17 protein-coding genes are annotated in these 19,250 nt (G+C 63.6%); 13 read left to right on the forward strand and 4 right to left on the reverse strand.

Going from position 1 to position 19,250, the window contains the following annotated elements; genetic code table 11:
- The first annotated feature begins 95 nt into the window (after positions 1-95).
- A complete protein-coding gene (locus AYB31_RS03935) occupies positions 96-2,054 on the forward strand; it encodes a monovalent cation:proton antiporter family protein (protein WP_068826005.1) in 1,959 nt (652 codons plus the stop codon).
- 1 nt (position 2,055) lies between these two features.
- On the opposite strand, the gene AYB31_RS03940 is transcribed toward AYB31_RS03935, so the two are convergent.
- Positions 2,056-2,619 (reverse strand): TetR/AcrR family transcriptional regulator, encoded by a 564-nt coding sequence (locus AYB31_RS03940; protein WP_068826007.1) that lies wholly within the window; start codon positions 2,617-2,619, stop codon positions 2,056-2,058.
- Between the two features lie 125 nt (positions 2,620-2,744).
- Here AYB31_RS03940 and AYB31_RS03945 point away from each other — a divergent pair, with 125 nt between their 5' ends.
- From AYB31_RS03945 to AYB31_RS03960, 4 genes are all read left to right on the forward strand, one after another.
- A complete protein-coding gene (locus AYB31_RS03945) occupies positions 2,745-3,341 on the forward strand; it encodes a glutathione S-transferase family protein (RefSeq protein WP_068826009.1) in 597 nt (198 codons plus the stop codon).
- Between the two features lie 8 nt (positions 3,342-3,349).
- On the forward strand, positions 3,350-4,258 hold the full coding sequence (locus AYB31_RS03950; protein ID WP_068826011.1) for a pyridoxamine 5'-phosphate oxidase family protein: 909 nt from the start codon (positions 3,350-3,352) through the stop codon (positions 4,256-4,258).
- A 2-nt stretch (positions 4,259-4,260) separates the two neighbouring features.
- Positions 4,261-5,118 (forward strand): MBL fold metallo-hydrolase, encoded by an 858-nt coding sequence (locus AYB31_RS03955; RefSeq protein ID WP_068826013.1) that lies wholly within the window; start codon positions 4,261-4,263, stop codon positions 5,116-5,118.
- 105 nt (positions 5,119-5,223) lie between these two features.
- Positions 5,224-6,519: an OprD family porin gene (locus tag AYB31_RS03960; protein WP_068826015.1), complete on the forward strand. Its 1,296-nt coding sequence runs from the start codon at positions 5,224-5,226 to the stop codon at positions 6,517-6,519.
- A 66-nt stretch (positions 6,520-6,585) separates the two neighbouring features.
- Here AYB31_RS03960 and AYB31_RS03965 read toward each other — a convergent pair whose 3' ends face one another.
- Positions 6,586-7,794, reverse strand: coding sequence for an ammonium transporter (locus AYB31_RS03965; protein ID WP_068826017.1), 1,209 nt, complete (start codon positions 7,792-7,794; stop codon positions 6,586-6,588).
- Between the two features lie 351 nt (positions 7,795-8,145).
- Here AYB31_RS03965 and AYB31_RS03970 point away from each other — a divergent pair, with 351 nt between their 5' ends.
- The 4 genes from AYB31_RS03970 (at position 8,146) to AYB31_RS03985 (ending at position 10,461) form a co-directional block, all read left to right on the forward strand.
- Complete coding sequence (locus AYB31_RS03970; protein WP_082805189.1) at positions 8,146-8,502, forward strand: DUF883 family protein; 357 nt, start codon at positions 8,146-8,148, stop codon at positions 8,500-8,502.
- Between the two features lie 12 nt (positions 8,503-8,514).
- Positions 8,515-8,904, forward strand: a complete 390-nt coding sequence (locus tag AYB31_RS03975; protein WP_442961789.1) for a phage holin family protein — start codon at positions 8,515-8,517, stop codon at positions 8,902-8,904.
- Positions 8,901-9,212, forward strand: a complete 312-nt coding sequence (locus AYB31_RS03980) for a hypothetical protein (RefSeq protein WP_068826019.1) — start codon at positions 8,901-8,903, stop codon at positions 9,210-9,212. Before AYB31_RS03975 ends, AYB31_RS03980 begins: the two co-directional genes overlap by 4 nt.
- 85 nt (positions 9,213-9,297) lie before the next feature.
- On the forward strand, positions 9,298-10,461 hold the full coding sequence (locus AYB31_RS03985) for an EAL domain-containing protein (protein ID WP_068826021.1): 1,164 nt from the start codon (positions 9,298-9,300) through the stop codon (positions 10,459-10,461).
- A gap of 26 nt (positions 10,462-10,487) precedes the next feature.
- Here the strand turns inward: AYB31_RS03985 and AYB31_RS03990 are convergent, their stop codons facing one another.
- Positions 10,488-11,555, reverse strand: coding sequence for a GGDEF domain-containing protein (locus AYB31_RS03990; RefSeq protein ID WP_068826023.1), 1,068 nt, complete (start codon positions 11,553-11,555; stop codon positions 10,488-10,490).
- Between the two features lie 270 nt (positions 11,556-11,825).
- Between AYB31_RS03990 and AYB31_RS03995 the strand changes: the two genes are divergently transcribed.
- The 3 genes from AYB31_RS03995 to AYB31_RS04005 all read left to right on the forward strand — a co-directional run bounded on the left by AYB31_RS03995 (position 11,826) and on the right by AYB31_RS04005 (position 17,228).
- On the forward strand, positions 11,826-13,157 hold the full coding sequence (locus tag AYB31_RS03995) for a deoxyguanosinetriphosphate triphosphohydrolase (RefSeq protein ID WP_068826025.1): 1,332 nt from the start codon (positions 11,826-11,828) through the stop codon (positions 13,155-13,157).
- 4 nt (positions 13,158-13,161) lie between these two features.
- Positions 13,162-14,196: an FUSC family protein gene (locus AYB31_RS04000; protein WP_068826028.1), complete on the forward strand. Its 1,035-nt coding sequence runs from the start codon at positions 13,162-13,164 to the stop codon at positions 14,194-14,196.
- Between the two features lie 83 nt (positions 14,197-14,279).
- Positions 14,280-17,228, forward strand: coding sequence for an HD domain-containing phosphohydrolase (locus AYB31_RS04005; protein WP_068826029.1), 2,949 nt, complete (start codon positions 14,280-14,282; stop codon positions 17,226-17,228).
- Positions 17,229-17,284: 56 nt separating this feature from the next.
- Here the strand turns inward: AYB31_RS04005 and AYB31_RS04010 are convergent, their stop codons facing one another.
- On the reverse strand, positions 17,285-17,626 hold the full coding sequence (locus tag AYB31_RS04010) for a YggL family protein (RefSeq protein ID WP_068826031.1): 342 nt from the start codon (positions 17,624-17,626) through the stop codon (positions 17,285-17,287).
- A 168-nt stretch (positions 17,627-17,794) separates the two neighbouring features.
- On the opposite strand from AYB31_RS04010, the gene dacB reads away from it, so the two are divergent.
- Complete coding sequence (gene dacB, locus AYB31_RS04015) at positions 17,795-19,228, forward strand: D-alanyl-D-alanine carboxypeptidase/D-alanyl-D-alanine endopeptidase (protein WP_068826033.1); 1,434 nt, start codon at positions 17,795-17,797, stop codon at positions 19,226-19,228.
- Positions 19,229-19,250 lie beyond the last annotated feature (22 nt).

Here is a 19,250-nt window from a genome sequence, read left to right on the forward strand (position 1 = left end):
CGGCCATGGTTGTCTCAGATCAAGGTCATCGCCCCTGCGCATGGACGACCACGGCACAGTTCGGCATTCTCGCCCCCTGCCCCAGGAGAAAACCTTTGTTCACCGACCTGCTGATCATCCTCGCCTGCTCTCTGCTGGTCATCGCGCTGTTTCGTCGACTGCGCTTACCGGCGGTACTCGGTTACCTGTGCGTAGGCCTGCTGATCGGTCCGGCGGCGTTGAACTGGATCAGCCCGGCCAACGACCTGCCCCACCTCGCCGAACTCGGCGTGGTCTTTCTGCTGTTCACTCTGGGCCTGGAGTTCTCCCTGCCACGCATGCTGGCCCTGCGTCGCACCGTATTCGGCCTGGGTAGCGCCCAGGTGGCATTCTGTGGCGCCGCGTTGGGTGCCACGCTCTGGCTGACCGGCATAGCGCCATTGACAGCGGTCTTGCTGGGCCTGGGCTTGGCGCTGTCCTCCACCGCCATCGTCGGCAAGGAACTGGTCAGCCTCGGCGAGGTGTTCAGCGAGCATGGACAGAACGCCATGGGCGTGCTGCTGTTCCAGGACCTGGTGGCCGTCCTGCTGCTGACCCTGGTGCCCGTGCTTGCAGGCAGCGGTGAAGAGCCCTGGTACTGGAGCATCCCCTGGACGCTGGGCAAAACCCTGCTGCTGTTCTGCGGCCTGCTGCTGGCTAGTCGCTGGCTGCTGCCCAAGCTGTTTCATGAAGTGGCGCAGTCCCGCTCGGCGGAGCTGTTCGTCATGCTCGCCCTGGTCATCGTCCTGCTCACGGCCTGGCTGACCCATCTGCTCGGTCTGTCCATGGCCCTTGGCGCTTTCCTCGCAGGGATGCTGCTGGGCGAGAGCCATTACCGACATCAGATCGAGGCCGACATTCGGCCATTTCGCGACATACTGCTCGGCCTGTTCTTTGTCAGCGTCGGCATGCTGATCGATCTACGCCTGTTCGCCGAGCAAGGCCTGGGCATTGCCCTGGTCACGCTGCTCCTGCTCGGTATCAAGGGCGGAGTGGTCGCGCTGCTGGTACGCCTGCGGGGCGAGGATGGCGAAACCGCCTGGCGCACCGGCCTGGCTCTGGCGCAGGCCGGCGAGTTCTTCTTCGCCCTGGTTGCCCTGATGCGCCAGCACGAGCTGCTGGCGCCAGAGATGGCCGGTCTGCTATTGGCCGCGGCATTCTGCTCCATGGCCCTGACCCCGCTGCTGCTGCGCATCGCGCCGCAACTGGCAACACGCCTGCGCCGCGCACCAGGCCCGGAGAGCCAGCTGGAGGACATTGCCAGCCGTAGCGCCGAACTGCAGGGCCATGCAGTGATTTGCGGCTACGGTCGGGTCGGCCAGTCCATCGGGCGCTTCCTGCAGCGCGAAGGGCAGGAATTCGTCGCCCTCGATGACGATCCGGTCCGGGTCGAGGAAGCCAGTGCCGGCGAAGACAACGTGCACTTCGGCGACTCGCGCCGCCGTGAGTTGCTGGAAGCCGTGGGGATTACCCGAGCACGCCTGCTGGTGGTGGCCGTCGACAAGACCGACGTGGCGCTGGCCATTGTCGCCGAGGCCCGCCGGCACTGCCCGCACCTGCAGATTCTGGTACGCACCCGCGACGACAGTTGGTTGGCCGAACTGCAGGCAGCGGGTGCCAGTGAAGTCGTGCCGGAAGTATTGGAATCCAGCCTGATGCTGGCCTCCCATGCGCTGGTCATGCTCGGCGTTCCCGAGCGGCGGGTGCACGCTCACCTGGATGAGGTGCGACGCAGCCGTTATCGCCTGCTGCATGGCTACTACCATGGCGCCCAGGCCAACCTGCTGGATACCCAGGGCCAATCGCGACGCCTGCTGCACGCGGTCAACCTGCCGGAAGACGCACATGCCTGTGGTCACTGTGCAGCCGATCTGGACCTGGAGGAACTAGGGCTCGAAGTCCAGGCGATCCGCCGCGAGGGCGTCGACCTGCCGATGGAGGCGCTCGCGCAGCTACAGGCTGGCGATACGGTGCTGCTGTCGGGCCCGCTGCAGGCCATCGAAGCGGGTGAGGCACGCCTGCTGAGCGGCTCCTGAGTCAGGCGCAGGCAGCCTCCAGCAGCACCTCAGCCGCCGCCTTGGCCTGCAACGCCTGATCACCAGCGCCCTGCACATGCGCCATGCTCAAGGCGCCCTCGAGAAGGAACTGCAGCTGGGCGGCCAGTGCCTTCGCCTGCGCCTGTGGGATGTCCAGCGCCTGCAGCAACTCGCGGAAGTGCTCGGCGAACGCAGCCTTGAAAGCGGCCGCCTGGCGATGAATCGGGTGTTCGTGATCATGGAACTCGGCGGCCGCGTGGATGAAGCTGCAGCCGCAGAAGTCATTCTGGTGAATCCATGCGTGCAGGCCGTCAAAGCTTCTCAGCAAGGCCTCCCGTGGCGGCAACACAGCGCGCAGCTGGCGCAGGTCGTCCAGCGTCGCCTGCCCGCGTCGCTCAAGCACCGCCAGGATCAGCTCATCCTTGGAGCGAAAGTGCTTGTACAGGGTCATCTTGGCCACCCCGGACTCTGCCAGGATGCGGTCGATACCGGTGGCGTGATAGCCCTCCCGGGCGAATAGGCCCTGCGCGGTGCTGATCAGTTGTTCTCGTTTGCTCGATGCCATCTGGCCCTCCGTCTGCGGGGCATTATGCGTGGACCGGGGGTCGCTGCTCTAGCGCAGAAGTTGCGCTTGAAATATACAGACCTGTCTGTCTAATATCCACCGACACCCCGCAACGGTACTTCGCCATGCAACTCTACGACTTCACCCTCTCCGGTAATTGCTACAAGGTTCGCCTGTTTCTCTCCCTGCTCAACCGCGAAGCCGAACTGCTGCCCGTCGATCTGCCAGGCGGCGCGCAGAAAAGCGCCGACTTCCTTACGCTCAACCCGCGCGGGCAAGTTCCGGTCTTGGTGGACGATGGTCAGGCGCTGTTCGACTCCCAGGCGATCCTGGTGTACCTGGCACGGCGCTATGCCGATGTCGACTGGTATCCGCTGGATGCACTGAGCCAGGCACGTGTCGCCAGTTGGCTGAGTTTCGCCGCCAACGAGGTGGCCAAAGGCCCGGGGCAGGCACGCCTGCATGTGCTGTTCCGTCAGCCGGGCGACCTGACACAGGCCCTCCAGCGCGCCGCCCAGGTACTGGAGTTGCTCGATGCCCACCTGGCGCAGCACGACTGGCTGGCAGAAGGTGCCACGCCCACCATCGCCGATCTGGCGGTTTACCCTTATGTCGCGCTGGCCGGCGATGGTGGCATCGATCTGGCGCCCTACGCCCACCTCGCCGCCTGGTTCTCGCGCATCCGTGCGCTACCTGGCTATATCGGCATGCCCGGTCTCTGAGGCCCACCATGGACAGCCCTTTCCATCCCGGTGAACAGTACATCCAGAACCGCCTCGGGGTGCGCGCCAAGCTGGAGGAGATCGGCCGGCGAGTGATCCGCGACCACATGCCCGAACAGCACCGCGAGTTCTTCGCCAAGTTGCCCTGGTTACTGGTTGGCAGCCTCGATACGAATGGCCAACCCCACGCCTCGGTGCTCTGGGGTACAAGCGGCTTCGTTCAGGCACCGCAACCAGAACGCCTGCGCATTACCGCTCGGGCCGAGGCGGACGATCCGCTGGCCGCAAACCTGCACGCAGGTGCCGGCGTCGGTCTGCTCGGAATCGAATTGCCGACCCGCCGACGCAATCGTCTGAACGGTCGGCTTGCCGAAATCGATGACGAGGGCTTCACCGTCGCGGTACAGCAATCCTTTGGCAACTGCCCCAAGTACATCCAGGCGCGCCCCTGGCAGGTCGAGAGGCGCCAGCCAGGTGCGCTGGAACTCGGCACAGGGCTCGACCCGCGCTGGCTGCCGCTGGCGCTGGGCTGCGACACGTTGTTCATCGCCAGTCACCATGCGCAGGACGTTGACATCTCCCACCGCGGAGGCCCCACCGGGTTCCTTGGCCTCGGCTCGGATGGCCGCCTGTGGTTGCCGGACTACAGCGGCAATCTGATGTTCAACACCCTCGGCAACCTGTTGCTGGAGCCGCGCTGCGCCTTGCTCTGGATCGACTTCAGCAACGGTGATCTGTTGCACCTGGAAGCCCATGCCGAAGTGGTCTGGCCGGAACACTACCCAGAACCGGCACCGGCGGGTGCCGAACGGCAGATCGCCTTCACCCCAGGGCACTGGCACCTGCGCAAGAGTCGACTACCGCTGGCCTTTGGCCCGGCCGAGCCCTCCCCCTATCTGCCCACGCAAGGAAGCTGAATATGCGCCAAGCCCTGATCATCCTGCTGTTACTGCTCGGCACTAGCACCCAAGCCGCCGGCCTGCGCTTCGCCCTGGTGAAGACGGCCGAGACCGAAACCCTCGATGCCTTCACCGTCGAAGGTGGCGCCTGGACGGAAAAGGCGATTGCCAACCACGTCGCAGTGTTGATCGAGCACCATGCCGCCACCCTCTTGCTGGATACCTCGCTCGGCCGTCAGGTCGATGAACAATTCGAGACCGAGATGCCCTGGTACGACAAGCCGCTGCTGCGCTACGGCAAGGTCACCCCGGTGCGCGACCAGCTGGAACGTGCGGGCATCCAGATCGACCGCATACTCCTGACCCACAGCCACTGGGACCACGCCTCGGGCCTGGCCGACTTCCCCGAGGTGCCGGTCTGGGCGCCCTACGAGGAAATAGAGTTCAGCCGTATCGCCACGCCACCGGCGGTACTGCCCAGCCAGTTCAAGCATGCCCTGCGTTGGGTACCCTTCCTGTTCGATGCCCAACCCTTCATGGGCTTCGAACGCAGCCTCGACCTGTTCGGCGATGCCAGCCTGGTGCTGGTTCCCCTGGACGGCCATACGCCGGGCTCGATCGGCCTGTTCTTGACGCTGGAAGATGGTCGGCGCTTCTTCTTCACGGGGGACGCGAGCTGGCGCCTGGAAGGTTTCACCGGGCCAAGGGAGAAGTTCTGGATCAGCCGCAACATGGTCGACAACGACCGTGAAGGTACGCGCAAACAGCTGGAAAAGGTTAATCAACTGATGCGCCAGTACCCGCAACTGAGCGTGATCCCGGCCCATGACGAAGCGGCGCAGCGGCAGATCGGCTACTACCCTCGCTGGGTGCAATGACTAGACCAAAGTCTAGAAGCCTCGGGCCCTGTGGCGTGTTTTATTCACAAGGCTGCAACCAGACCGCCCGTTGGTCTGCCACCACCAGCCGAGGAAACTATAACAATGAGCAAGTCCCCCCTAGCCCGCGGCGTGGCCCTCGCCGCGCTGGGCACCAGCCTTACCCTGCCCACCATCAGCCAGGCCGCCTTCATCGAAGACAGCAAGGCCAGCGTGGAACTGCGCAACTTCTATATGAACCGCGACTTCCGTCAAGATGGCGCCAGCCAAGCTAAAGCCGAAGAGTGGGCCCAGGGCTTCCTGCTGCGCTTCGAGTCTGGCTATACCGAAGGCACAGTCGGCTTCGGCGTAGACGCCATCGGCACCCTGGGTCTGAAGCTGGACTCCAGCCCGGACCGTAGTGGCACAGGCCTGCTGCCTCGCGACCCAGGAGACAAAAGAGCTGTCGATGACTACAGCGAATTTGGTGCAACCGCCAAAGCCAAGATCTCCAACAGCACGCTGAAGATCGGCACCCTGCTGCCCAAGCTGCCAGCCATTTCGGCCAACGACTCGCGCCTGCTGCCGCAGACCTTCCAGGGCGGCTGGCTGAACTCCCAGGAAATCTCCGGTCTGACCTTCGACGCCGGCCAGATCAACAGGGTCAACAACCGTGACTCGTCCAACAACGAAACCATGGTTATGACTAATAGCTACAACGCCAAAACCGGAAGTTCTGGCGTACGCGGCATCGACTTCAAAACTGGGGCAGTGGGTGACAGCGACGAATTCAACTTCGCCGGCCTGAGCTACAAATGGACCGACCAGCTCACCACCACCTATAACTACGGCGCGCTGGAAGACCTGTACAAGCAGCACATCGTCAATCTGGTGCACGTACTGCCGATCGCCGACAAGCAGAGCTTCAAGACCGACTTGCGCTTCGCCCGCTCCACCGACGATGGTGACACCAACGTCGACAACAAGGCCTACGGCGCCATGTTCACCTACGCGCTGAGCGGCCACTCCTTCGGCCTCGGCTACCAGAAGATGAGCGGCGACACCGGCTACGCTTATATCGGTGGTACCGACCCGTTCCTGGTCAACTACGTGCAGATCGGCGACTTCGCCAACAAGGACGAGAAGTCCTGGCAGGCCCGCTACGACTTCAACTTCGCGTCCGTCGGCATCCCCGGCCTGACCTTCATGACCCGCTACATCTCCGGTGACAACATCGACCGCGGTGCAGCGGCGTCCGAAGGCAAGGAATGGGAGCGCAACACCGACATCGCCTACGTCTTCCAGGAAGGCCCACTGAAGAACCTGGGTGTGAAGTGGCGCAACGCCACGACCCGCACCAACTTCACCAACGACCTGGATGAAAACCGCCTGATCGTCAGCTACACCCTGTCGCTCTGGTAACAGCAGCCGCAATGAAAGAGCCCGCCAAATGGCGGGCTCTTTTTTGCTCGTACAACCAGCGCAGGCTCAGTCCTGACTGGTGGCGCCGATCTTGTGGATCGACAGGTCGGCACCGTAGTACTCCTGCTCCTGAGTCAGGCGAATACCTGTCGCCGCCTTCAGCAGGCCGTAGACCAGGAAACCTCCTGCCAGCGCGATTAGCACACCCAGCGCGGTACCGACCAACTGGCTGACCAGGCTGACGCCACCCAGGCCGCCCAGGGACTGCAGGCCGAAGATGCCGCAGGCGATGCCGCCCCAGACGCCGCACAGGCCGTGCAATGGCCAGACACCGAGTACATCGTCGACCTTCCATTTCACCTGGGTTGCGGTAAATGCCCAGACGAACAGCGCGCCGGCAACAACGCCGGTGACCAGCGCACCAACCGGATGCATCAGGTCCGAGCCGGCACAGACTGCCACCAGTCCGGCCAGCGGACCGTTGTGCAGGAAGCCCGGGTCATTGCGCCCCACCAGCAACGCCGCGACAGTGCCGCCAACCATGGCCATCAGCGAGTTGACTGCAACCAGGCCGCTGATGCCGCCGAGGGTCTGTGCGCTCATCACGTTGAAGCCGAACCAACCGATGATCAGGATCCACGAGCCGAGGGCCAGGAAGGGAATGTTCGACGGCGCGAACGCCACCAGGCGTCCCTCGCGATAACGCCCATCACGGCGACCGAGCAGGATCACGGCGCCGAAGGCCAGCCAGCCGCCCACCGCATGCACCACCACTGAGCCGGCGAAGTCATGGAAGGCGGCGCCGAAACGTTCGCTCAGCCAGTCTTGCAGGCCGAAGTTGCCGTTCCAGATCAGCCCCTCGAAGAAGGGGTAGACAAAAGCCACGATCAGCAAGGTGGCGCATAGCTGCGGGCCGAACTTGGCCCGTTCGGCGATACCACCGGAGATGATCGCCGGAATTGCCGCGGCAAAGGTCAGCAGGAAGAAGAACTTGACCAGGGCATAGCCGTTGCCCTCGGTCAGTACCGCAGCCGGCTCGAAGAAGCTGATGCCATAGGCCACCCAATAACCGACAAAGAAGTAGGCCAGGGCCGAGATGGCGAAATCCGAGAGGATCTTCGACAAGGCGTTGACCTGGTTCTTGTGCCGCACCGTACCCACTTCAAGGAAGGCGAAGCCGGCGTGCATGGCCAACACCATGATCGCGCCGATCAGGATGAACAGGGTGTTGGAGCCGTGAATCAGGGTTTCCACGGCGCTGTTTATAGTTTCCATCAGGTACTTTCCCCAGCAGGACAGGCACCAAAAACGCCCCTTCGATCAGTCTTGCGCACCAAAAACGATCAATATCTTCTGGTGTGCAGACCTCATCACGCCCCACCCCGGAGCAGTGAATTTTCCACAGGCGCGTCTTGGTAATTTTTAATCTTTGTTTTCAGTGAGATACCGACAAGGCGGGCAAATCCCTTGCACCTCGAACGCCCCAACAGCGAGCACTGATAACGCAGAGCGCACCAGCAGAAAGCAAAAGATGTACCAGCATGGAGCACGAAATTAACCTGAACCTTGTAGCAGCACCTGGCTCGAACCTGATGAGTCCATCGCAAAGACCCACAGGAGGGCACTATGTCCACCACCGCCAAGACCAGCAGCGCAACCGACAAGGAAACCCAACGCCGCAACCTGCACGATGCGCAGAATGCCCTTTCCGCCGAGTTCCAGAGCCTGATCGGTGACACCGAGAACCTGCTGAAACAGACATCCGAAGTGGCCGGCATCCAGGTCCAGGAGTTGCGCGCCCGGATCAGCGACAACCTCGACCGGGCCAAGGACATGCTCAAGAGCACCGAGCACAACCTCGAGGAACAAGGTCGCATCGCCGTCGAAAAGACCGAGCAATATGTCCAGCAGCACCCCTGGCAGACTATCGGCTGTGCGGCCGGTGTCGGCTTCCTTCTCGGCCTGCTGGCCGGCCGCCGCTGAACAGGGCCACTCATGGACGACATGCAGTCACAGTCCACTGCCGAGCCACCCAAGCCGTCCCTTAAGAAGCTCGGCGGCGCCCTGCTCGGCCTGGCGCACAGTCATCTGGAGCTGTTCGGCATCGAACTGCAGGAAGAGAAGGCACGTTCGTTTCGCCTGCTTATCCTCTCCGGGCTCAGCCTGGTCTTCGGCCTACTGGTTATGCTCGGCCTCTCGGCTGCAGTGCTGATCGTCTTCTGGGACAACTATCGCCTGCACGCCGCCATAGGTCTGAGCCTGCTGTTCACTGCAGCCCTGCTGGTGTGTGTCGCCAAAGCCAGGCGCCTGGCCCGCGAGGGCGAATCGCCCTTCCAGGCCACACGCGAAGAACTGGCGCGCAACAAGGAGCGCCTATTGCCATGAGTGAGTCACTGTCCGGTACCGCACGCCGCAGCATGCGCAAGGAGCTGGTTCGCCTGCGCATGGAAATGCATCGGCAGCAACTGCGTCACCATGCGCAACCGCTAACCCGCCCACTCAACTACCTCGGTCAGCTGCGCCGGGACAGTCCAGGCAGCCTGGAGCCGCCTCTGCTGCTGACGGCCGAAGTGCTGCTGACCCTGTTCGGCAGCCGCCTCGGCCGCTTCGGCAAGCTGGCCAGGATAGCGCTGCTGTTCTACCCCCTGGCCCGTGGCGCGCAAAAGCCGGGTGGCGTCCCGTCACGCCACTGAGACACCTGGCCGCATTCTTGCAAACGTGATGGCTCTGCGACCGATCCAGACGGTCAAGTTTTCCATCACTTCAAGGAATCGGTTCGTGATCGACGGGCAGCCGCTAGCAGTCTTCCAGCCCTTTATCGACACCGCCACCGGCCGTATCGCCGGTATCGAGGCCCTCGGCCGTTTACGCCAGGCCGACGCCAGCCTGCGTTCGGTAGGCCCGCTGTTCACGGACCCCAAAGTGTCGCCGGCCAGCCTGCGCCGGCTGGATCGCCAGGTGCGCGAAGACGCCCTCGCACGCCTGCAGGACGCCCCCGAGGACTGGTTCCTCAGCCTCAATATCTCGCCGCGCTGGATCAGCCGGCTGCGCCCCAACCAGCCGCTCCCCAGCCTCAAGCAACTACAAAAGCACGGGGTGGACCCGCGCCGCGTGGTCTTCGAGATCACCGAACTGGGTGGCGGCAGCCAGAAGCTCGGCGAAGTGGTCGCCAGATACCGTGAAGCCGGTGCGCGCATTGCCATCGATGACTTCGGCGCCGGCTATTCGCAACTGGATCGGGTCCTGCCCCTGCAGCCGGACATCCTCAAGCTGGACATGCGCCTATTCCAGGAAGCGGCCCGCGGCGGCCCCAGTGGCGAAGTGGTCAAGGCCCTGGCGCAAATGGCGGAAAAGACCGGCTGCTGGATTATCGCCGAAGGCGTCGAAACCGAGGCCGAACTGCACTTCGCCCTGGAGTGCGGCGCACGGTACGTGCAGGGCTACCTGTTTGCCCAGGCGGAGCTGGAGTTCTTTGCCAGCGATGCCTTCGTGCCCCGCTTCGCCTACCTGCGCGACCAGTACGTGCAACGCAAGCTGGCCGAACGCGCACGCCTGATGACCTTGCGCCAGCAACTGACCGAACTGATGAATCTGGTGCGCCACTGGGTGGAACGCAATGGCAGGCTGGATTCGCTACTCAACCCGAACGACTATCCCTGGCTGCTGCGCATCTACCAGTGTGACCGCCACGGCACGCAGATCAGCCCGAACCTGCAATGGGATGGCCAGCGCTGGGGCGAGGACGCCCGCTACCTGGGGCACAACTGGTCCTGGCGCCCCTACTTCTATCAGTTGCTGGCCGAAGGTTGGGAGGAGCGTCGCCTGACGCTTTCCAGCACCTACCGCGACGCCACCAGCAACCAGTATTGCCTGACCGCCGGGCAGTTCATCGACAATGGCCGACGCCTGCTGCTGCTCGATATCGACGCGGCCGGCTTCTAGCATTCCACACGCCCGGCAGGCAGACCTCAGGTAAGGAAAACCGGTTGCTGGAACGGTGCCAGCTCCATGCGATTGCGGCCGTTCTGCTTAGCCCGATAGAGTGCCTTGTCGGCCCGCTCGATCAAGGTCGCGACACTTTCCGGCAAGTAGTACTGCGCCACTCCGATGGACGCGGTGATCCGCATCTCCTCCGGTAACCCTTGATACCGGGCGGCTGCCAACGCCTCCTGAATGCGTACGATGCAGTGCTGAGCCATCTCCAGGGAGGTCTGCGGCAGGAACAGGAGAAACTCCTCACCGCCGTAGCGGGCGAAGAAGTCGGTGCTGCGCAGCAGCGGCTGCACCACCTCGGCAAAGGTCTTCAGCACCTCGTCGCCGACTGGGTGGCCGTAGTTGTCATTGATGCGTTTGAAATGATCGATATCTAGGATGCACACACAGAAGCCGGCGCCGCCACGGTCGGTCCGGTTCTTCTCGTGACGCAGCATCTCCAACAGGTAACGCCGGTTGTAGACCCCAGTCAGCTCATCGTGAGTCGCCAGCTCGGTGACCTGCTGCAACACCTCCTGCAACTGGGCATTGCTCATCATCAGCTTCTTGCGCAGGTCGCTGATATTGCCGCCAAGGACGGAGATAAAGGGCAAGAACACGGAAAAACTGCACCACAGCACCATTTCCACGGCCAGGTTGAACTTCTCGCCCTCCAGGTGCTGGATCAGTGGCAGGGTCAGCGCGTAGGTGACGATGGTACCCAGGCTGAGCCACAGCAGCTCGCGGGTGCGTAACTTGAAGCAGCCGAACACCATGATGATCAGCAGTACCACCAGATAGGCGCCACGCGCCTCGCCCGCGTAGATCTGCGTGCCCATCACCATGACGATGGCCGCCACCATCTGCAGCATCGTCATGCTTGGGTCACGCAAGCGCAGGTTGAGGCGCAAGCGGAACAGCAGATAGAACGTCAGGTTGGTCAATACCGCAACGGCGACCCAGGCCATGGTCACCCAGGCGGGGAAAATACCGTTATAGAGAGAGACAAGCTGGGGAACGCTGGCCAGGAAGTACATCGCCACGCTCATCATGAAGCGGCGCATGCGCAATTGCTGCTGCGAGTCCCTGGATAAGGCAGCTTCTGAAATCACGTGCTGACTACTCTTGTTGTTATGGGCTTGGATCAAGACACGATGGCCAGACGATATCACTGTGATCACAAAAATGACCAGGTGCCCCGCCGCCGCCCGTCGCCTGCTCGGCGGCTGGCCAGGCTCGCTGCACCGATACTTGCAGGCATCGCTGCGAACGTCGAAGCTAGACGCAACTTGGCCTGACGGAGCGTCAGGCCCTACCACCGGCGAGGACAGCCCTTGGATTGGCAAACCCTGCTCACCCGCGAACGTCTCGGCAAACCTGTGCATAGCTCCGACGAGCTGGGCCGCAGCCCGTTCCACAAAGACCACGACCGCATCATCTTCTCCGGCGCCTTCCGCCGCCTGGGGCGCAAGACCCAGGTGCACCCGGTCTCCAGCAACGACCATATCCATACCCGCCTGACCCACTCGCTGGAAGTCAGTTGTGTCGGTCGCTCACTGGGCATGCGCGTCGGCGAGATGATTCGCGACGAACTGCCGGACTGGTGCGACCCGGTCGACCTCGGCGTGGTCGTGCAATCGGCCTGCCTGGCCCATGACATAGGTAATCCGCCCTTCGGCCATTCTGGCGAAGACGCCATTCGCCACTGGTTCCAACAGGCTGCCGGGCGCGGTTGGCTGGACGCCATGAGCGAGGCCGAACGTGGCGACTTCCTCAACTTCGAAGGCAATGCCCAGGGTTTTCGCGTACTCACCCAGCTGGAATACCACCAGTTCGACGGCGGCACCCGCCTCACCTATGCCACCCTCGGCAGCTATCTCAAGTACCCCTGGACCGCCCGTCACGCCGACGCCCTGGGCTACAAGAAGCACAAGTTCGGCTGCTACCAGAGCGAGCTACCGCTGCTGGAACAGATCGCCGCCAAACTCGGTCTGCCACGCCTGGAAGAACAGCGCTGGGCGCGCCATCCGCTGGTCTACCTGATGGAGGCGGCGGACGACATCTGCTACGGCCTGATCGACCTGGAAGACGGCCTGGAGATGGAGCTGCTCGATTACAGCGAAGTCGAGGCATTGCTGCTCGGGCTGGTCGGTGACGATCTGCCGGAAACCTACCGCCAGCTGGGCCCCCTGGACTCCCGCCGGCGCAAGCTGGCGATCCTGCGCGGCAAGGCCATCGAGCACCTGACCAACGCCGCCGCCCGGGCCTTCGTCGAACAACAGCCGGCGCTGCTGCGCGGTGAGCTGGCCGGCGACCTGGTCGAACACATGCACGGCCCGGCCAAGCGTTGCGTACAACAGGCCAAAGCCATGGCGCGGCAGAAGATCTTCCAGGACAAGCGCAAGACCCTGCACGAGATCGGCGCTTACACCACCCTGGAGATACTGCTCAATGCCTTCTGCGGCGCGGCCCTGGAACAGCATGGCGGGCGCACACCGACCTTCAAGAGCCAACGCATCCTCGACCTGCTCGGCGGCAATGCCCCCGACCCCAGCTGGCCGCTGCATCGCTCATTCCTGCGCATGATCGACTTCATCGCCGGGATGACCGACAGCTATGCCACCGAAATGGCCCGGGAAATGACCGGGCGCTCCAGCCCGGTATGAAGCGATGAAAGACAGGCACAAGTGGATCAGCTGGCATGCCGGCCCACCCAATCTGGGGCCGGCGATCATCGCCGGGCTCGGCTGTGCCCTGCCCTTGCTGCTCGGTCTGCTCAGTGGCCATCCCGGTTTTCTCTGGGCATCGGCCGGGGCCTTCCAGGCGGCCCAGGCCAATCCCCTGCACCGTTTCGGCATGTTGCGCCTGCTGCTGCTCACCCTGCTTGGCGCCTGCAGCGCCGGCCTGGGGTTCTGGGCTGCCGGCCAGGCCTGGACGAGTGCGCTCATGTTCGCGGCCTTCGGCTTGCTGCTGGCCTGGTTGCAACGCTTCGGTAAAGAAGCCGGCAAGCTCGGCATGGGCCTGGCAGTGTGCCTGTGCCTGGGCCAGGGTCATACTGCAGTCGGCGGCCTGCACAATGCCGATGCCGTGGCCGCGCTGTTCATCCTCGGCGGCCTCTGGGTCGCCCTGCTCGCTTTCGGCCTGCGCGGCCTGCACGGCCTGCGCACCTGGCCTTACATGCCTCGGCTGATGGCGGTACTGCGCGTACTGCGGCGCCACGCCAAACGCCTGCCCGAACGGCGCTGGCGCCTGCATGCTCTCGGCTGCGCCCTGGCCCTGGGCGGGGCCGGCCTGATCGTCGAACTGGCCCACCTGCAACGCGGCCACTGGCTGACCCTGGCCCTGGTCGGCACCCTCCAGCTGCGCGCCCGCAGCAGCCTGGCGCGAGCCCTGCAGCTGTGCATGGTGAGCCTGGCCAGCGCTATGTTGCTGCTGGCGCTGGGCTACGGCCTGCAGAGCCCTCCGGCCATGGTCACGCTGGCGCTGCCGCTGATCGTGCTCGGCCGCGCTTTTCAGGCGCATCGTTATGGTCTGTATGTGCTCCAGGTCATCGTCAGCTTTCTGCTGCTCAGCGAAAGCCTGGCGCAGGATTGGCAAGAGCCCCAGCAACGCCTGCTCAACAGCCTGATCGGCGTGGTCCTGGCCATGCTGGTAGCCATGCTGATACATGCTCTGGAGCGGCGCCTCGGCAACGCAAAAGCCTAAAAAATTCGCCCGACAGCCGGCGTGGCGCAGAGTGCTTCACTATGCTTGGGGCTGACCCCCAACGCCTGTCATGGAGTGAGCACATGCAGGGCAAATTGCAAAGCAAGGAACGCCGCTTCCCACTCCACGTTCACATCAGCGTGCTCTTCACCCTTCTGCTCCTTGGCAGCGGCGCAGTGCTCGGCCTGTTCAACTATTACCAGACCACCCAGGTCATCCTTTCCAGCAGCAAACAGCTGTTCGCCCAGATGCGCGAGGATGTCGACTCCGATCTGCAGCGCACCTATCAGCCGATCCGCCACCTACTCAGCCTGCTGGCCCTGCAGGAAAAGAACCAGGCCACCGACCGCTACCAGCGCATGGACCTGCTTCCCTTGCTGGCCCAAGCCCTGCGTGACAACCCCAAGCTGGCCGCGCTCTACCTTGGTTATGAAGATGGCGATTTCTTCATGGTGCGGCCGCTGCGCAGCGCACGTCTCAGGCAGATATTCGACGCACCGGACAACGCCGCCTTCCAGGTCTGGACCATCGATCGCACCGGCTCAGCCCGAGCGGTCTCCGAGTCGCAGTATTTCGACAAGGACCTGCAATGGATCAGCCGCCGGCAAAACCTCAAGGAAACCTATGACCCACGGACTCGCAACTGGTATCAGAACGCGGTAAGCGACGGCCGCCAGATCACCACCGACCCCTATGTGTTCTTCTCCACTGGCGATGTCGGCACCACCCTGGCACGCCTCAGCCATGGCCGGACAGTACTTGCCGCCGACCTGACCCTGGCCGACCTGTCGGCGACCCTGGCCCGACATAAGGTCACCCCCTCCACCGAAGTGGTGCTGTATCGCCCCGATGGCACCGCGGTTGCCTATCCCGACATCGAGCGACTGATCATCAACAACGGCGAGATGCAACTGGCAAAGGTTGAGCAGCTCAGTCCCGCGCTCGGGGAGTTGTTCCAGCGCGGCCTGGACAAGGACCGCCAGGGTGCCATGAAGTTGGCCGGCAAGCGCTGGCAGGTGTCCTACAGCCAGCTGGAGGAAGGCGGGCCGAGCGGCCTGCGCCTGGCCCTGCTGGCACCGGAAGAAGAGCTGCTGGCCGATGCCTACCGCATCCGCTGGCAGGGCGCGATGTTGACCATCGCCATTCTGCTGCTGTGTGTACCACTGGGTTGGCTGATGTCGCGAATGCTGGTCAAACCGCTGCGCGCCCTGGTCGACGAAGCCGAAGCCATTCGCAGCTTCAACTTCAGCCACCCCGCCAGTGGTCGCTCACCGGTGCTGGAAGTGGACCAGTTGGCCGTGGCCATGGGCAAGATGAAGGACACGCTGTCCAGCTTCCTCGATATCACCGCCAGCCTGTCGGCTGAGACCCGCTTCGATGCCCTGCTGCGCCGCGTACTGAAGGAGACGGTGGACCTCAGCGAGGCCAGCGCCGGCCTGCTCTACCTGCGCGATGGTGACAGCGGCCGCCTGGAACCCCATGGCCTGTTCATCAACGACGAACAGCACAACCTCGATGAACACCGCATCCCCACCTACCAGCCGGGCGAATCGAACATCCCCGCCTGGATTCGCCAACCGGCCGAAGGCGGCGCCAGCACCGTGGCCTCGATCGGCTTCGACCAGGCCGAAGGCCTGCAGAGCCTGCTGCATACCCTCGACAGCCCGCGCGTACACCTGGTCGGCACCGGCCTGCACAATCGCCAGGGCGAGACCCTCGGCGTGCTCCTGCTGCTGCACCGTGATACCGGCGAGGAGCCGGCAATGCTGAGCCCACAGCGCATCGCCTACGTCGAGGCGGTCTCCGGTGTGGCCGCCCTATGTATCGAAGGCCAGCGCCTGCTGGAGCAGCAGAAGAAGCTGCTGGACGCCTTCATCCAACTGATCGCCGGCGCCATCGACGCCAAGAGCCCCTACACCGGCGGCCACTGCCAACGGGTGCCTGAGCTGACCCTGATGCTGGCCAAGGCCACTGCCAACAGCACCGAGGAACCTTTCCGCGACTACCAACCAGGCGAGGAGGAGTGGGAGGCCCTGCATATCGCCGCCTGGCTGCACGACTGCGGCAAGGTCACCACTCCGGAATATGTCGTGGACAAGGCAACCAAGCTGGAGACCATCTACGACCGCATCCACGAAGTGCGCATGCGCTTCGAGGTACTCAAGCGCGATACCTGGGTCAGTTACTGGCAGGGACTGGCCAAGGGTGGCGAAGAGCGTGACCTGGCGGCCCTGCGCGACGAGGCGCTGGCAGCCCTGGATGACGAGTTCGCCTTCGTCGCCCGCTCAAACCTGGGCGGCGAGGCCATGGCCGATGCCGATCTCGAGCGCCTGAGCCAAATCGCCGCGCGGACCTGGACGCGCACCCTCGACGACCGCCTGGGCGTGTCCTGGGAAGAGAACCAGCGTCAGGCACGCAGCCCGGCGCCCGAACTGCCGGTGCAGGAGCCCCTGCTGGCGGACAAGCCCGAGCATCTGTTCGAGCGCCCGCCGAGCGAGTTGATCCCGGTCGACAATCCCTGGGGCTTCAAGCTCGAAGTGCCACACCACAAGCACAACCGCGGCGAGCTGTACAACCTCGGCATCGCCCGCGGCACGCTCACGGCCGAAGAGCGCTACATCATTAACAACCACATCGTGCAGACCATTCTCATGCTCGAGCACCTGCCCTTCCCCAAGCATCTGGCCAATGTCGCGGAGATAGCCGGCGGGCACCACGAGAAGATGGATGGCAGCGGCTATCCGAAGCGCCTCAAGCGCGAGGAAATGAGCCTGCCGGCACGGATGATGGCGATTGCCGACATCTTCGAGGCGCTGACCGCCGCAGATCGCCCCTACAAGAAGGGCAAGACCCTCAGCGAGTCGCTGAACATCATGGCCGGCATGTGTCGGGGTGCCCATGTCGACCCCGACCTGTTCGGCCTGTTCGTGCGCAGCGGTATTCCGCAGAGCTACGCCGAGCGCTACCTGCGCCCCGATCAGTTCGACACGGTGGACACCGCAGCCATCCTCAGCAAGGCGGGCCTGGCCTGATGACAGGCACAAAAAAGCCCGGCAGCGGGCCGGGCTCTTTCGTTGCGCAGAAACGATCAGGCTTTGCCGATCGGGTTCTCCGGGTACCACACGTCCAGCAGCGGGCTCAGGTTGAACTCGACTACTTCGTTACGGCCCTTGAGCCAGGCTTCCAGCTGGCTACGCTGCTCTTCGCTGACCGAGCCGCGCTTGGACAGGCAGACGAAACCGTAGTCTTCGCCACCGACATAGCCCAGGCCATTGCCGTCGATAGCCTCAAGCAGAAACTGGTCGACAAACTGATCCGCCTCGGCCTGGCTCAGGCCCTCACGGAAATTCATGGTCAGTTCGCAGCCCAGCTCCTGGAACTCGTCGACGCAGAGTTTCTTGCGCAGACGGCGGGAACGGTTAGTGGCCATAGACACTCCTAGATACTCAATGATTTGCACGGGCGGCACTCTAGCAAATTGCCAGGCCAGTTGCCCGTCCGTTCAGAAAAAATGCTCGTGCAGCCCAGGCGCCAGCGATAAGCGCCTCGGGCATAATGCGCGGCAGTTTTTGCCCCCTCTTCAACCCGGGCCCTGCCAATGATCCGATCACTGCACCACGTTCTCTTCGCTGCCCTGCTGCTCCCGCTCTCACTGCCACTTGCCGCCGCTCAACCCAGCAGCATCTTGCCCAGCAAGGTTACGCAAGCTCTCAAGGCCAATAAGCTCAAGGCCAGCAGCCTGTCCCTGGTGGCCCTGCCCCTGGATGGCGACAGCGGCGGCATCATTCATAACGCCGACATTTCGGTTAACCCGGCCTCGACCATGAAACTGGTCACCACCTATGCCGCCCTGGAACTGCTCGGCCCCACCCACCAGTGGCAGACCGAGTTCTATGGCGACGGCCCACTGCAGGGCGGCGTGCTCAATGGCAACCTTTACCTCAAGGGCGGCGGCGATCCCAAACTGAACATGGAGAAGCTCTGGCTGATGATGCGCGACCTGCGCGCCAACGGCGTACAGCGCATCACCGGCGACCTGGTACTGGATCGCAGCCACTTCCACCAGCCGCAGCTGCCGACCTTCAATGACGACGGCGGCGACCCCAACAAGCCCTTTCTGGTCGGTCCCGACTCACTGATGGTCAACCTCAAGTCGGTACGCATGATCAGCCGTACGGACGGCGGCAAGGTCAGCGTGATGATGGAACCACCGCTGACCAACGTGCGCATCGACAACCAGGTCAAGGCCCTGCCCGCCGCCAAGTGTCCTTCCTGGCCGGATGTACGTTACAACCCGGTGACCCAGGCCGACGGCACCACGCTGGTGGTCACCGGCAAGCTGGCCGAAGGCTGCAGCGCGCAAAGCTACCTGGCTCTGCTCGACCACCCGGGCTACGCGGCAGGCGCCGTGCGCGCCATCTGGCAGGAGCTGGGTGGCAGCATCCTGGGCAAGGACCGCCTCGGCGATGTGCCAAAAAGCGCGAAACTGCTGGCCCGCACCTTCTCGCCGGACCTCTCCGAGGTGATCCGCGACATCAACAAGTACAGCAACAACACCATGGCCCGGCAGCTGTTCCTCAGCCTAGGGGAGAACTTCCGCAGCAGCGCCGACGCCGATGACGCCAAGGCCGCGCAACGGGTTATCCGCGCCTGGCTGGCGAAGAAAGGCATCACCGCGCCACGTCTGGTGATCGAAAACGGCTCCGGGCTGTCCCGCGCCGAACGAGTCAGCGCCCGAGAAATGGCCGGCATGCTGCAGGCGGCCTGGCACAGCCCCTATGCGGCAGAGTTCATTTCCTCGATGCCGCTGGTGGGCATGGACGGCACCATGCGCAAACGTCTGAAGAACACGGGAATGCAAGGTGAGGGGCATATCAAGACCGGCACCCTCAACAATGTACGGGCCATCGCCGGCTTCACCCGCACGGCCAAGGGCAAGAACTGGGTCGTCGTGGCGATTCTCAACGATCCCCGGCCCTGGGGCGCCTCGGCCATCCTCGATCAGGTGTTGCTGGATATCTATCGGCGCTGAGATTGCCACGTCGCATAGGCGA

Source organism: Pseudomonas sp. BMS12 (genome assembly GCF_001592875.1).
GTDB lineage: Bacteria > Pseudomonadota > Gammaproteobacteria > Pseudomonadales > Pseudomonadaceae > Aquipseudomonas.